This window comes from Lentzea sp. NPDC003310, assembly GCF_040610935.1.
In the GTDB taxonomy this organism is placed as follows: domain Bacteria; phylum Actinomycetota; class Actinomycetes; order Mycobacteriales; family Pseudonocardiaceae; genus Lentzea.
This window is the reverse complement of record NZ_JBEXNC010000023.1, coordinates 1-14,825: the sequence shown is the minus strand read 5'-3', so window position 1 is coordinate 14,825 and position 14,825 is coordinate 1. Positions and strand designations below refer to the sequence as shown.

At 70.3% G+C, this 14,825-nt stretch carries 12 protein-coding genes; 6 read left to right on the top strand and 6 right to left on the bottom strand.

The genetic code is table 11. From position 1 onward, the window contains the following. Position 1: 1 nt before the first annotated feature. From ABZX02_RS37405 to ABZX02_RS37395, 3 genes are read left to right on the top strand one after another with little or no spacing between them, the layout of a single operon-like run. A complete protein-coding gene (locus ABZX02_RS37405) occupies positions 2–817 on the top strand; it encodes a carbohydrate ABC transporter permease (RefSeq protein ID WP_355305726.1) in 816 nt (271 codons plus the stop codon). A 2-nt stretch (positions 818–819) separates the two neighbouring features. Further along, positions 820–1,815, top strand: coding sequence for an endo-1,4-beta-xylanase (locus tag ABZX02_RS37400; RefSeq protein WP_355305724.1), 996 nt, complete (start codon positions 820–822; stop codon positions 1,813–1,815). Positions 1,816–1,828: 13 nt separating this feature from the next. Next, complete coding sequence (locus tag ABZX02_RS37395; RefSeq protein WP_355305722.1) at positions 1,829–3,373, top strand: glycoside hydrolase family 43 protein; 1,545 nt, start codon at positions 1,829–1,831, stop codon at positions 3,371–3,373. 227 nt (positions 3,374–3,600) lie between these two features. Here ABZX02_RS37395 and ABZX02_RS37390 read toward each other — a convergent pair whose 3' ends face one another. From ABZX02_RS37390 to ABZX02_RS37365, 6 genes are all read right to left on the bottom strand, one after another. After that, positions 3,601–4,026, bottom strand: coding sequence for a nitroreductase family deazaflavin-dependent oxidoreductase (locus tag ABZX02_RS37390; protein WP_355305958.1), 426 nt, complete (start codon positions 4,024–4,026; stop codon positions 3,601–3,603). Between the two features lie 29 nt (positions 4,027–4,055). Next, a complete protein-coding gene (locus ABZX02_RS37385) occupies positions 4,056–4,880 on the bottom strand; it encodes an expansin EXLX1 family cellulose-binding protein (protein ID WP_355305720.1) in 825 nt (274 codons plus the stop codon). Next, positions 4,877–5,839: a galactofuranose ABC transporter, permease protein YjfF gene (yjfF, locus tag ABZX02_RS37380; protein ID WP_355305718.1), complete on the bottom strand. Its 963-nt coding sequence runs from the start codon at positions 5,837–5,839 to the stop codon at positions 4,877–4,879. The genes ABZX02_RS37385 and yjfF overlap by 4 nt, the downstream gene beginning before the upstream one ends. Then, positions 5,836–6,819, bottom strand: a complete 984-nt coding sequence (locus tag ABZX02_RS37375) for an ABC transporter permease (protein WP_355305716.1) — start codon at positions 6,817–6,819, stop codon at positions 5,836–5,838. Before ABZX02_RS37375 ends, yjfF begins: the two co-directional genes overlap by 4 nt. Beyond that, on the bottom strand, positions 6,816–8,348 hold the full coding sequence (locus ABZX02_RS37370; RefSeq protein ID WP_355305714.1) for a sugar ABC transporter ATP-binding protein: 1,533 nt from the start codon (positions 8,346–8,348) through the stop codon (positions 6,816–6,818). Before ABZX02_RS37370 ends, ABZX02_RS37375 begins: the two co-directional genes overlap by 4 nt. Positions 8,349–8,436: 88 nt before the next feature. Continuing rightward, positions 8,437–9,408 (bottom strand): ABC transporter substrate-binding protein, encoded by a 972-nt coding sequence (locus tag ABZX02_RS37365; protein ID WP_355305712.1) that lies wholly within the window; start codon positions 9,406–9,408, stop codon positions 8,437–8,439. A 161-nt stretch (positions 9,409–9,569) separates the two neighbouring features. Between ABZX02_RS37365 and ABZX02_RS37360 the strand changes: the two genes are divergently transcribed. The 3 genes from ABZX02_RS37360 (at position 9,570) to ABZX02_RS37350 (ending at position 14,566) form a co-directional block, all read left to right on the top strand. Beyond that, on the top strand, positions 9,570–12,038 hold the full coding sequence (locus ABZX02_RS37360; protein ID WP_355305710.1) for an alpha-L-arabinofuranosidase C-terminal domain-containing protein: 2,469 nt from the start codon (positions 9,570–9,572) through the stop codon (positions 12,036–12,038). Next, positions 12,035–13,471, top strand: coding sequence for a family 43 glycosylhydrolase (locus ABZX02_RS37355; RefSeq protein ID WP_355305709.1), 1,437 nt, complete (start codon positions 12,035–12,037; stop codon positions 13,469–13,471). Before ABZX02_RS37360 ends, ABZX02_RS37355 begins: the two co-directional genes overlap by 4 nt. Before the next feature lie 81 nt (positions 13,472–13,552). Beyond that, positions 13,553–14,566: a LacI family DNA-binding transcriptional regulator gene (locus tag ABZX02_RS37350; RefSeq protein ID WP_355305707.1), complete on the top strand. Its 1,014-nt coding sequence runs from the start codon at positions 13,553–13,555 to the stop codon at positions 14,564–14,566. Positions 14,567–14,825 lie beyond the last annotated feature (259 nt).

Genomic DNA, 14,825 nt, shown 5'->3' with positions numbered 1-14,825 from the left:
CATGGCACGACGCAACACGATCGGCTACCTCGCCGCGTTCGCCGTCATCGGCATGACGGTGGTGCCGCTGCTGTTCGTGGTGCTGGGCGGTTTCCGCACCACGGCGCAGATCAACTCGGCACCGGCCGGCCTGCCCGGTCCGTTCGTGTGGGACAACTACGCGGAGGTGGCGACCTCGCCGGTGTTCTGGCGCCTGCTCGGCAACAGCGCGCTGATCGCGGTGATCGCGACGACGCTCGCGGTCGGGCTGGGGGCGATGGCGGCGTTCGCGTTGTCCCGCTACCGGTTCCGCGGCCGCGAGGGCTTCTACACGTTGTTCACGCTCGGCCTGCTGTTCCCGCTCGGCGTGGCGACGCTGCCGCTGTACCTGTGGCTGCGTCAGCTGGGGATGCTGGAGAACCCGCTCGGCGTCGCGATCCCGGAGGCGGCGTTCTCGCTGCCGGTGACGGTCGTGATCCTGCGGCCGTTCATGAACGCGATCCCCGGCGAGCTCGAGGACGCCGCGCTGCTCGACGGCGCGGCGAAGCTCGGGTTCTTCTGGCGCATCCTGCTGCCGCTCTCGCGGCCGGCGCTGATCACCGTGTCCGTGCTCGCGTTCGTCACCAGCTGGAACTTCTACCTGTTGCCGTTGCTGGTGTTCAACGACTCCACCAATTTCACGCTCCCGCTCGGCGTGGCGATGTTCCAGTCCGAGCACACCCAGGACACCGCGAAGGTGCTCGCCTTCACCGCGCTGTCCATGATCCCGGCTCTCGCGTTCTTCGTCCTCGCCGAACGCCGCATGGTCGGCGGCCTGACCGGCTCCGTGAAGGGATGATCGTGCGAACTCGATTGACGGCGGGCATCGCCGCCTTGCTGTTGCTCGTCCAGGTGGCCCCCGCGTCCGCCTCCGGACCGCTGAAGAGTGTCACGAAGAGGTACGTCGGCAGTGCGGTGGCCGCCCAGCACCTGAGTGCGGAGGCGGACTACAAGAAGGTGCTCACGCGCGAGTTCGACAGCGTGACGCCCGAGAACGAGATGAAGTGGGGCACCGTCGAGGCGGTGCGCGGCCAGTACGACTGGTCCGGCGCGGACGCGATCGTCGACTACGCCCGCAGGACCGGCAAGTCCGTGCGCGGTCACACCCTGGTGTGGCACAGCCAGCTGCCCGACTGGGTCGGCGGGCTGGAGGCGGCCGAGCTGCGCGGTGTGGTGAAGGACCACATCGCCGTGGAGGCGGGCCGGTACCGCGGCAAGATCCGCGCGTGGGACGTCGTCAACGAGGCGTTCAACGAGGACGGCACGCGCCGGCCGACCGTGTTCCAGGAGAAGCTCGGCGACGGCTACATCGCCGACGCGTTCCGCTGGGCGCACAAGGCCGACCCGAAGGCCAAGCTCTACATCAACGACTACAACATCGAGGGTCTCAACCCCAAGAGCGACGCCACCTACGAGCTGGTGCGCTCGCTGAAGAGGCAGGGCGTGCCGATCCACGGCGTCGGCATCCAGGCACACCTCTCGACCCTGTACGGCTTCCCGGCCGGCATGCGGGAGAACATCGCGCGGTTCGCGGCCCTCGGCCTGGACGTCGCGATCACCGAGGCGGACGTGCGGATCCCGTTGCCGGTCACGCCGGAGAAGCTCGAGGTCCAGGCGGACTACTTCGAGCAGGTCTGGGACGCGTGCCACGCCGTGAAGAGGTGCGTCGAGTTCACCACCTGGGGCTTCACCGACCGGCACTCGTGGGTGCCGGACGTCTTCCCCGGCGAGGGCGCGGCGTGCCTGTTCGACGAGAACCTCGTGCGCAAACCCGCGTACACCCGGCTCAACCCGTAACCCGGGAGTCCACTTGGGACAGTTCGAGAACCCGATCCTGCCCGGCTCGCACCCCGATCCGTCGGTGTGCCGGGTGGGATCGGACTACTACCTGGTGACCTCGACGTTCGAGTACTTCCCCGGACTGCCGGTCTACCACAGCCGAGACCTCGTGCACTGGCGGCTGCTCGGTCACGTGCTGGACCGGCCGTCGCAGCTGCCGCTGCGGGGCGTGCGGGCGTCCGGAGGCCTCTACGCGCCCACGATCCGCCACCACGACGGCATCTTCTTCGTGGTGTGCACGCTGGTGGACGGCAAGGAGAAGAGCGGCAACTTCCTCGTGATCACGACGGACCCGGCCGGCGACTGGTCGGAGCCGATCTGGCTGCCCGAGGCGGACGGGTTCGACCCGTCGCTCTTCTTCGACGGCACCGGCCGCGCCTGGTGGACGGCGACCCGCGAGGTCGCGGGCGGCACTCCGGGCCAGACCGAGATCTGGATGCGCGAGTTCGACCCGGTGGACCTCGAGCTCGTCGGCGACGAGCACGTGCTGTGGACCGGGGCGATGCGCGACTCCACGTGGCTCGAGGCGCCACACCTGTACGAAGTGGACGGTCGCTTCGTGCTGGTGTGCGCCGAGGGCGGCACCGACTTCGAGCACTCGGTGGTCGTGGCGACCGCGGACACCGTCACCGGCCCGTACCGCGGGTCGCCGCTCAACCCGGTGCTGACCCACCGGCACCTGGGCCGCGACCACCCGATCGCGGCGGCCGGGCACGCGGACCTCGTGCGCACGCAGCACGGCCAGTGGTACGCCGTGCTGCTCGCGACCCGGCCCTACGGCGGCTACGTCTACAACCTCGGCCGCGAGACGTTCCTCGTGCCGGTGACGTGGGAGGCGGGCGGTCCGGTCTTCAGCCCCGGCACCGGGCGCGTCGAGGCCGCCTACGACCTGCCCGACCTGGCCCCGTACCCGTGGCCGCAGGCAGGGCCGACCGACGACTTCGCCTCGTTCGACCCGGCCTGGATGTTCCTGCGCACGCCGGACGAGGTGTTCTGGTCGGTGACGGACCGACCCGGTCACCTGAGGCTGCGGGTGCGGCCGGAGTCGATCACCGGACCGGTCACGCCGAGCCTGGTGCTGCGCCGGCAGCAGCACCGGGACTTCCACGCCTCCTGCGAGCTCGACTTCACCCCGGCGGGACCGGCGGAGGCGGCGGGCCTGGTGCTGCTGCAGAACGACCAGCACCACGTGCGCCTGCTGCTCGGCGCCGGCCGGGTGGTGACGCTCGTGTCCCGGGCCGCCGGACGGGAGGAGGTGCTGGCCTCCGCCGAGGTGGAGGACGGTGTGGTGCGCCTGTGCTTCGAGGCGCGCGGCCAGGAGCACCGCGCGCTGGTCGCGGCCGGCGCGGGGGAGTGGCAGCCGCTGGGCGAGCCGTTCGACGGGCGGATGCTCAGCACCCAGGCCGCGGGCGGCTTCACGGGTGTCCACATCGGACTGTACGCGACCAGTGATGGCGCCCCGAGCACGTCGTGGGCCGACTTCGGTGGCTTCACCTACCGGGAGCTGACCACCTGACGGGAGGTGGCCTCGGGCGCGGGGCCACCTCCACCGGTCAGCGGGGGTGGCCCTGGGAGCGGGCCACCTTTTCCGGTCAGCGGGGACACTTCGGGTGAGTGCCTTCTCCGCCGGTCGCCGGGGGCCTGAGTGCGGGCCACCCCACCCGTCGGCGGGCGGCGTCTCGGGTGCGGGCCACCCTTCCCCGGTCAGCGGCGGTGGCCCTGGGGCCGAGCCACCTCCACCGGTCAGCGGGGGTCGAGCACGAACACCGGGATCTCCCGGTCGGTCTTCTCCTGGTACTCGGCGTAGTTCGGGAAGGCCGCGACGGCCCGCTCCCACCACCGCGCCCGTTCCTCGCCGCCGACCTCGCGGGCGGTGAAGTCCTTCGCCTCCGCGCCGTCCTGCAGCACGATCTCCGGGTACGCCTTGATGTTGTGGTACCAGGTCGGGTGTTCCGGCGCGCCGCACTTGGAGGCCACGACGGCGTAGCTGCCGTCGTGCTCGACGCGCATGACCGGGGTGTAGCGCAGCTTGCCGCTCTTCGCGCCGCGCACCGTGAGGAGCACGATCGGCCTGCCCAGGACCTTGACGCCCTCGGTCGTCCCGGTCTCCAGGATCGTCTTGGTCTGGTTCTGCACCCACTCGGTCGGGCTGAGTTCCGCGTTCGCCATGTCCACGATCAACGATTCTGGTCGGCCGCTCATTCCCCCGCACGACGGAACTGCAGGCCGGTGGCCTGCACGACGTCCGGCCGGACCGGGAGCGCGGCGGTGACCAGGCGTTCGCCGTGCACGTCGGTGACCGCGACCGCTCCGCCGCAGCCGGCGCCGTCCTCGGCGAGGAAGTAGTTGTACTCGGCGCGTTTCAGCGCCCGCCACTTGCCGCCCGCCTGCACTTCGAGGCGCGCCACGGGGTTGCGGTGGTCGAGCACCTGGATGCCGCACCAGTACTGGCTGGAACCGGACTTGTAGCGGAGCGCGACGGTTTTGGACGTGTCCGGGCTGACGAGCGTCCAGGTGATCGGGATCTGGCCCTTGACCGGCGGCGCGAGCTGGGCGAAGGCCTCCGCGCTCAGGTCCAGGTTGCCCGGCGGGCACTCCGGGCAGAGGTTCGTGACCTTCACCGTCAGGCTCTTGCCGCCCGACTGGACCAGCAGGAACGCGCCGCACGCGGCCGAGTCCTCGTAGTCGGTCCGGTTCATCGCGGTGGTCAGCGGGTCGGGACCGGGGTCGTACGAGCAGGCGCCGCCGCCGTCGGAGTCGTAGAACGTCGCGACGCCGGTCCGCGGCACCCCGGGCTTGATCCGGCCCGCCAACGGCGTGGCCGCGGGCGCGGACGTGACGGTGGTGGTCGTCGTGGTCGTCGTCGGGGGTGGCGGCGCGACCGTCGTCGTGGTCGTCGCGGCCGCGCTGGTCGTACCGGCCACCGGCGTTCCCGCCACGCCCTCCCGGTCGCGCAGCAGGACCACGCCGGTGGCCGCGACCAGCACGGCCACCAGGACGGACAGCAGCAGGCGTCGGCTCACCGCCGCACAATAGACCGCTGCACGGCGATGAACACCAGCAGCAGCACGCCGATCACGATCTTCGTCCACCAGGAGCTGAGCGTGCCCTGGAACGAGATCAGCGTCTGGATCGTGCCGAGCACCAGCACCCCGGCGAGCCCGCCGAGCACGTACCCGACGCCGCCCGCCAGCAGCGTTCCGCCGATCACGACCGCCGCGATGGCGTCGAGCTCCATGCCGACCGCGTGCAGGCCGTAGCCCGACAGCATGTAGAGGCTGAACAGCAGGCCCGCGAGCGCCGAGCAGAGACCGCTGATCACGTAGACGCCGACCTTGACGCGGGTCGTCGGCAGGCCCATCAGCAGCGCGGACGACTCGTTGCCGCCGACCGCGTAGACCGTGCGGCCGAAACGCGTGCGGTGCAGCACGTACATGGCCGCGGCGACGACGACGAGCGCGATCACCACGTTGTAGGTGATGGTGACGCCGCCGGGAAGCTCGATCGCGGCGGTGGCCACGTCGCGGAACGTCCTGTCCTTGATGGACACCGACTCCACGCTGATCAGGAAGCACAGGCCGCGCGCGAGGAACATGCCGGCGAGCGTGACGATGAACGGCTGGATGTCGAACTTGTGGATCACGAGGCCCATCAGCAGGCCGAGCGTCGCGCCGATCAGCAGCACGGCGACGATCACGAGCGGCACGGGCCACCCCGCGCGCAGCCCCGAGGCCGTGACCATGGTGGAGAGCGCGACGACCGAGCCGACGGACAGGTCGATGCCGCCGCTGAGGATCACGAACGTCATCCCGACGGCCAGCACGATCAGGAAGGCGTTGTCGATGAACAGGTTCGCGACGACCTGGCCGGACGCGAAGCCGTCGTAGCGCGCCGAGCCGATGCCGAACGCGAGCACGAACAGCGCGACGGTCGCGAACGCGGGCAGGAACCGCGACGGCACCCGAGGGGCGAGAGTGGTCATGATGAGACGGCCACCTTCCGGAAGCTCAGTGCGGCGCGGGCCTTCGGCGCCTGGACCAGGCACACGGCGATGACGACGACGGCCTTGAACACCAGCGTCACCTCGGGTGCGACGCCGATCGTGTAGACGGTGGTGGTGAGGGTCTGGATGATCAGCGCGCCGAGCAGCGTGCCGGTGAGCGAGTAGCGCCCGCCGGCGAGCGAGGTGCCACCGATGACGACGGCGAGGATCGCGTCCATCTCGATCCACAGCCCGGCGTTGTTGGCGTCGGCCGCACTCACGTTGGAGCTGATCATCAGCCCGGCGATGCCCGCGCAGACGGCGGCGAACACGTAGACGGTCCAGATGATCGTGCGGGCCCGCACCCCCGCGAGCCGGGACGCCTCCGGGTTCACGCCGACGGCCTCGATGAGCATGCCGAGCGCGGTCTTCCGCGTCACGAACGCCACCAGTCCCAGCACCAGCAGGGCGATCAGGATCGAGATCGGCAGCACCAGGAACCCGGCGCCGACCTGCTTGTAGGCCGTGTTGTTGACGGTGACGATCTGGCCCTCGGTCACGAGCATCGCGACACCGCGGCCCGCCGTCATCAGCACCAGCGTCGCGATGATCGGCTGGATGCCCAGGCCCGCCACCAGGAACCCGTTCCACAGCCCCAGTACCGCGCACAGCACCAGCGCGATGGCCATGCCCGCGATCGCGGTGCCGGCGTCGCCGGACGTTCCGATGTGGACACACGTCACCGCGCCCGCGATGGCCGCCACCGCACCGACGGAGAGGTCGATGCCGCGGGTCGCGATCACGAGCGTCATGCCCAGGGCGATCAGCAACGTCGGCGCGCCGTTCTTCAGCACGTCGACCAGACCGCCGTAGAGGTGCCCGTCCTGGAACCGCAGCGCGAAGAACGACGGCGTCACGGCGAGGTTGAGCAGCAGGAGCGCGGCCAGTGCGAGCAACGGCCACAGCAGCCGGTTCTTCATGAGACCACCTTCTCCGGCGCCGCGCCGCCCGCGATCAGTTCCACGACCTCGTCCACCCCGGTCGCCGAGCCGTCCAGCTCGGCGATCTTGCGCCGGTCCCGCAGCACGACGATGCGGTCCGAGATGCGCACGACCTCCTCCAGTTCCGCGGAGATGAACAGGACCGCGGTGCCCTCGGCGGCGAGGGTGGTGACGAGCTGCTGGATCTGCGCCTTCGCGCCGATGTCGATGCCCCTGGTCGGCTCGTCCAGGATCAGCAGCCGCGGCTCGGTGACGAGCCACCGCGCCAGCAGGACCTTCTGCTGGTTGCCGCCGGACAGCGTGCGCACCAGCGCGTCGGGGTTGGCGGGACGGATGTCCAGCGCATTCAGGTACTTGTCGACCAGCTGGTCCTTGGTGCGGCGCGGCAGCGGACGCGTCCAGCCGCGCGCGGCCTGCATCGCGAGCACGAGGTTGTCGCGGATGGAGAGGTCCGCGACTAGGCCCTCGCCCTTGCGGTCCTCGGAGCTGAACGCGATGCCCGCCGCGATGGCGGAGCGGGGACCGCGCAGCTTCACCGGTGCGCCGTCGACGAGCAGTCTGCCGCTGTCCGCCTTGTCGGCGCCGAAGAGCAGCCGGGCGAGTTCCGTGCGGCCCGACCCGAGCAGGCCGGCGAGCCCGATCACCTGGCCCGCGCGGATCTCCAGGTCGAACGGCTCGATCGCGCCGCGCCGCCCCAGTCCGTCGGCCTCGACCAGCACGGGACCCTGCGCGCTGCGCTTCTCGGCGGCGTCCTCGATGGCCTCCAGCGCGCCGAGGTCGCGGCCGATCATCTGCGCGATGAGCGTGCGCCGGTCGACGTCCGCGGTGAGGTGCTCGCCGACGAGAGTTCCGTTGCGCAGCACCGTCATCCGGTCCGAGATCTCGTAGACCTGGTCGAGGAAGTGCGACACGAACAGGATCGCCACGCCCTCGTCGCGCAGCACCCGCATGATCCGGAACAGCTCCGCGACCTCGCCCGCGTCCAGGCTGGACGTCGGTTCGTCGAGCACGAGCACCCGGCAGTCGACGGCGATCGCCCGTGCGATGGCGACGAGCTGCTGCACCGCGATCGGGTGCTCACCGAGGCTCGACGCCGGGTCGACGTGCACGCCGATGCGCGCGAGCACCTCGGCGGCACGGCGCCGCGTCGCCGGGAAGTCGATGCCGCCGAACCTGCGCGGTTCGCGGCCCAGCATGATGTTCTCCGCGACCGTGAGGTTCGCGCAGAGGTTGACCTCCTGGTACACCGTGCTGATCCCGGCGTGCTGCGCCTCGCCGGGGGAGGAGAACGCCACCTCGTCGCCCGCCAGCACGACCTGGCCCCCGTCGGGGCGGTGCACGCCGGTCAGCGTCTTGATCAGCGTGGACTTCCCGGCGCCGTTCTCGCCCATGAGAGCGTGCACCTCGCCGGGGAACAGCCGGAAGTCGACGTCCTGCAACGCCTTCACGCCGGGAAACGCGAGGCTGATGCCCCGCATCTCGACGACAGGTGGCGGCGATTCGGTCATGGGCTCTGCGCCTTCGTCGCTGGGGCCGCGGGACCCGTTACCCGGATGCGCGTCCATAACGGGTCCCGCGGGTTCTTGGGGCGGTGGATCAGTACTGGCGCTGCGGGAGCGCGGCCTTCGCCTGCTCCTGCGTGAACGTGCCCTCCTCGGTCACGACCCGCTCCGGCACCTGCTCACCGGCCACGACCTTCTTCGCGAGGTCCATCAGCTGCTTGCCCAGCAACGGGTTGCACTCGACGATGAAGTTGATCTCGCCGTTGGCCAGCGCCTGCATGCCGTCCTTCACCGCGTCCACGGTGATGATCTTGATGTCCTTGCCGGGCACCTTGCCCGCCGCCTTGATCGCCTCGATGGCGCCCAGGCCCATGTCGTCGTTGTGCGCGTAGACCACGTCGATCTTCGGCTGCGACTTGAGGAACGCCTCCATGACCTGCTTGCCGCCGGACCGGGTGAAGTCACCCGTCTGCGACGCGACGACCTTGATGTCGGGCTTGGCGGCGATCTTCTCCTCGAAGCCCTTCTTGCGGTCGATCGCGGGCGCCGCGCCCGTGGTGCCCTGCAGTTCCACCACGTTCGTCGCGCCGGAGGCGTTGGCCACCAGCCAGTCGCCCGCCCTGCGGCCCTCCTCGACGAAGTCCGAGCCGAGGAACGTCTTGTAGAGCGACGTGTCGTCGGAGTCGATGGAGCGGTCGGTGAGGATCACCGGGATGTTGGCGCGCTTGGCCTCCAGCAGCACCGTGTCCCAGCCCGTCTCGACGACGGGGCTGAACGCGATCACCGAGACCTTCTGCTGGATGTAGGAGCGGATCGCCTTGATCTGGTTCTCCTGCTTCTGCTGCGCGTCGGAGAACTTCAGGTCGATCCCGGCGGCCTTGGCCTCGTCCTGGATCGACTTGGTGTTGGCGGTGCGCCAGCCGCTTTCCGCACCCACCTGGGCGAAGCCCATCGTGATGGTGTCACCACCGGACGAGCCGGTGTTCCCGCCACCGCCTCCCGACCCGCACGCGGTGAGCGCGCTCAGCAGGACCACGCTGGCGACTGTCGTGATCTTCTTCAGCACTGGGATTCCTCCGGTGTGACGACGGTGTCGCGGAGCTCGACCGCGTGTCCGCGGTTGTCAGGTGGACAAGAGTGAACGCTCACAACTTTGGCGTCAAGGGGTTGCCCGTAACGAGTTGGCAGCCCTATGTTAACGCTCACTTCCGAGCTTGGAGGAGCCCTGTGGTCCGCAAGCACGTCATGGTGAGCGCCGCTCTCGCGGCAAGCCTCCTGGTCGCCGTTCCCGGGTCCGGGGCGGCCGCCGAAACCGATTACACGCTCAAGATCGACGCGACGAAGAAGGGCGCGTCGATCGACGACTCGATGTACGGCGTCTTCTTCGAGGACATCAACCGCGCGGCCGACGGAGGCCTGTACGCCGAGCTGGTGCAGAACCGCTCGTTCGAGTACGACCCGGCGGACAACGCGAGCTACCACGGCCTGACCTCGTGGGCGCCGCACAGCGGCAGCGTGGACGTCGTCGACGACGCCGGCCGGCTGAACGAGCGCAACCGCCGCTACCTGCGGCTTGGCCTGCCCGCCGGGGTCATCAACTCCGGCTACAACAGCGGGATCGCCGTCCAGGCCGGTCAGCGCTACGACTTCTCCGTCTGGGCACGCGCCGACCAGGGTGCGCAGCTCACCGCCGCGGTCACCGACCCCGCCGGAACGGCGCTGGGCGACCCCGTGCGGGTCCAGGTCCGCGGCGACGGCTGGGCGCGCTACACCGGGACGATCCGCGCGCAGAAGTCCACCACCACGGGCCGGCTCCTGGTGACCGGCGCCGGCACGGGAACGCTGCGCCTGGACATGATCTCGTTGCTGCCGCAGGACACCTACAAGGGCCACGGCCTGCGCCGCGACCTCGCCGAGAAGGTCGCCGCGCTGAAGCCGGGCTTCGTCCGGTTCCCCGGCGGGTGCCTGGTCAACACCGGCAGCCACTACGGCTACGAGGCGCCGAACTACGAGCGGCGCCGCTCGTTCCAGTGGAAGGACACGATCGGGCCGGTCGAGCAGCGCGCCACGAACTGGAACTTCTGGGGCTACAACCAGTCCTACGGCCTCGGCTACTACGAGTACTTCCAGTTCTCCGAGGACATCGGCGCCATGCCGCTGCCCGTCGTGCCCGCGCTGGTCACCGGGTGCGGGCAGAACCGCGCCACCGACGACCCCGCGCTGCTGCAGCGGCACGTCCAGGACACGCTCGACCTGATCGAGTTCGCGAACGGGCCCGCCGACTCGGTCTGGGGCCGCAAGCGCGCCGAGATGGGGCACCCCGCGCCGTTCGGGCTCACCCACCTCGCGGTCGGCAACGAGGAGAACCTGCCCGACGAGTTCATGGCGCGGTTCGTGCGGTTCCGCGACGCCATCGCCGCGAAGTACCCGGACATCACAGTCGTGAGCAACTCCGGTCCCGACGACACCGGGGGCACGTTCGACCGCCTGTGGCAGCTGAACAGGCAGGCCGGCGTGAAGATGGTCGACGAGCACTACTACAACAGCCCGAGCTGGTTCCTGGAGAACAACAACCGCTACGACTCCTACGACCGCAACGGTCCCAAGGTGTTCCTCGGTGAGTACGCCTCGCAGGACAACAAGTACTTCAACGCGTTGAGCGAAGCGGCGTTCATGACCGGACTCGAACGCAACGCCGACGTCGTGAAGCTCGCCTCGTACGCGCCGTTGCTGGCCAACGAGGACTACGTCCAGTGGCGGCCGGACATGATCTGGTTCAACAACCACGCGTCGTGGGGCTCGGCCAGCTACGAGGTGCAGAAGCTCTTCATGAACAACGTGGGCGACCACGTCGTGCCGAGCACCGCGTCCGCCACGCCGTCCACGCAGGCCCCGATCACCGGTGCGATCGGGCTCTCGACCTGGGCCACCGCCGCGACCTACGACGATGTGAACGTGACCAGCGCGGCCGGTCAGACGCTGTTCAGCGACGACTTCTCCGGTGGTGACGCGCGGTGGACCAAGTCCGGGCGTGGCGCGTGGAACGTCGTCAACGGCGCGTACGTGCAGTCCGATGCCGCCGCCGAGGACACGCTCGTCACGGCGGGGGACAAGAGCTGGCGCGACTACACGCTGAACGTCAAGGCGACGAAGCAGTCCGGACGTGAAGGCTTCCTGGTCGCGTTCGGCGTGCAGGACACCGGCAACTACTACTGGTGGAACCTCGGCGGCTGGAACAACACCCAGTCCGCGGTGGAGAAGGCCGTGGGCGGCGGGAAGAACACGCTGATCACCAACGGCACCCGCATCGACACCGGCCGCACCTACGACGTCCGGGTGGAGGTGCGCGGACGCCACGTCGCGCTCTACCTCGACGGCCAGAAGTGGGGCGAGTTCACCGACGACAAGGTCGCCGAGCCGTTCCGCCAGGTCGTCACCCGCGACCTCAGGACCGGTGAGCTGATCGTCAAGGTGGTCAACGCGCAGGCCGACGCCGCCCGCACGCGCATCGACCTCGGCGTCCCCGTGTCGTCGACGGCGCGCGCGACCGTGCTGCAGGGCCGTCCCGACGACGTGAACACCGAGTTCGCCCAGCCGATCCGCTCGCGTGCCGAGCAGGTCAGGGTGGCGAGCAGCTTCACCCACACGTTCCCGCCCCACTCCGTCACGTTCCTCCGGATCAGGAGCCGCTCGTGATCACCCGACGTTCCCTGCTGGCCACGGGCGGCGTGCTCGCCGCGACCGGGGCGCTCACCTCCGCCGCTCCCGTCGCCGCCGCCCCTTCGGACGATCCGGGGTTGCCGACGCGCAACCCTCTCGTCGAGCAGCGCGCCGACCCGTTCGTCACGCCGCCGACCGACGGCATGTACTACCTGACCGGGTCCGTGCCCGAGTACGACCGCGTCGTGATCCGCGGGGCGTCCACTCTGGACGGTCTGGCGGCCGCCCGCGAGCGCACCATCTGGCGGCGTCCGTCGTCCGGGAGGATGGGCGGCTACATCTGGGCGCCGGAACTGCACCGCATCGACGGCAAGTGGTACGTGTACTTCGCCGCCGGGGACTCCGACGAACCGTTCCGCATCCGCACCTACGTGCTCGAGTCGCCGAACGCCGACCCGCGCGAGGGCGGCTGGGTGCTGCGCGGGCAGATGACGACGGCGTGGGACACGTTCACACTCGACGCGACCACGTTCGCGCACCGCGGCAAGCGCTACTTCCTGTGGGCGCAGAGCGAACCGGGCATCGCGACGAACTCGAACCTCTACATCGCCGAGATGGCCTCGCCGCTCGCGCTGAAGACCGCGCCGGTGCGCATCGCGACGCCGACGCTGTCGTGGGAGGTGCAGGGGTTCAAGGTGAACGAGGGCCCGGCCGTGCTGATCCGCAACGGGCGCGTGTTCGTGACGTACTCCGCGAGCGCGACCGACGCCCGGTACTGCATGGGCCTGCTGACGGCCGACGAGAACGCGAACCTGCTCGACGCGCGGTCGTGGACGAAGTCGCCCTCGCCGGTGTTCGCGACGTCCGCGGCGACCTCGCAGTACGGGCCGGGGCACAACTCGTTCACCACGGCCGGCTCGACGGACGTGCTCGTCTACCACGCGCGGGACTACCGCGACATCACCGGCGACCCGTTGTTCGACCCGAACCGGCACACGCGCGTGCAGCAGGTGTACTGGAACGCGGACGGCACGCCGTCGTTCGGCGTCCCGGTGGGCCGGGGCGGGCCGGTGGTGCGTTTGTCGCCTTTGGACGCTCCGTCGCTCGTCGTCCGGCACTACGAGTACCGGCTGCGGGTCGACGGCAACGTCCGCGACGTGGCGGACAGCCAGTTCCGCTTCGTGCCGGGCTTCCTGGGCGCGGGCACGGTCGCGCTGCAGTCGGTGAACTTCCCGGACCGCTACGTCCGGGTGGACGGTGACGTGGTCCGCGTGGACCCGTTCGAGGACACGGATTCCTACGGCCGCGCGGCGAGTTTCGCCCGCGTGCCGGGACTGGCGGACGGCGGCGCGGTGTCGTTGCGCGCCGGAACGGACACGTACCTCGCCCACCGGGACGGCCGCGTGGAGTTGTCCAGACCAGGTGGCGACCGCGACGCGCGCCGACGTGCCACATTCCGGCTGGATTGAGTGGACAATGAGCACTGCATCGATGCCGGCCTGGTGTTATCGCTAACATCACCGGCGCAGATCAAGGATCGGAGACCGCCAGTGGAGAAGACCTCGCGTGACCCCGCGATGACCGATGTCGCTCGACTCGCCGGGGTGTCGCACCAGACGGTCTCGCGTGTGCTCAACAACCACCCGAACGTCCGCGAGCAGACCAGGCTGCGCGTCCAGGCGGCCATCAAGGAGCTCGACTACCGCCCCAACCGCGCCGCCAGGGCCCTGGTCACCGGCAAGACGCAGCTCATCGGCGTAGTGGCGCAGAACTCGACCCTGTACGGCCCGGCCTCGCTGCTGTCCGCCTTCGAGGAGGCGGCGGGCGAGGCCGGCTTCGCGGTCAGCGTTGGCAGGGTCAAGGTCCTCGACCGCGACTCGATCGCCGCCGCCGTGGAACGCCACCGCGACCAGCGAGTGGCGGGCATCGTGGTGATAGCCCCCAACTCCTCGGCGGCCGACGCCCTGGCCGACGTCCCGGCGGGCGTCCCCCTGGTCACGGTCGACGGCGACCCGGACCGCGCGACCCCGCTCGTCACCGTGGACCAGGCCGCGGGCGCGTTCGAGGCCACGAAACTCCTGATCGACGCGGGCCACGAGACGGTCTGGCACGTGGCGGGCCCCGCAGACTGGTTCGACGCGGCAGGCCGCGTGCAGGGCTGGCGGGCGGCCCTGGACTCGGTCAGCGCCGAGGTCCCGCCACTCGTGTCGGCGGACTGGAGCGCCGCCTCCGGCTACCGGGCGGGCCAGATGCTGGCGAGGATGCCCGAGGTCACGGCCGTGTTCTGCTCGAACGACCACCTGGCCCTCGGCGTGCTGCGCGCGATGAGCGAGCGTGGCAGGAAGGTCCCGCACGAGGTGAGCGTGGTGGGCTTCGACGACGTGCCCGAGGCCGCGTACTTCATCCCGCCGCTCACGACCGTGCGCCCGGACTTCGCCGCCGTGGCACACGAGACCCTCGGCCTGCTGCTGGAGCAGATCAGCGACGGTGAGACAGCGCGACCACGCCGCACGGTGGCGCCGACTTTGGTGCGCCGCGAGAGCGTGGCGCCGCCGCCCCGGTAGACGCCGCCGGGGGAGAGGTGCGTGTCGCGCGACGGGCACGCACCTGTTGGTGGTGGTCCGGCGCGCTGGGGCACGAGTTCGTGGGGTCGACGTCGGCGGTGGTGAGGACTCCTGGCGAGCCGACGGGTGGCCCCGCCTGCGAGGCCCCCTGTCGCCGCCACGACCCCGTCTGCGGGCTGTCACCCCCTCGGCAGCACTCGACCCCCGCGCACCCTTCCCCGCGGCGCCCGCGTGCCGCCGGGCGCCTGCCGCCGGGCGC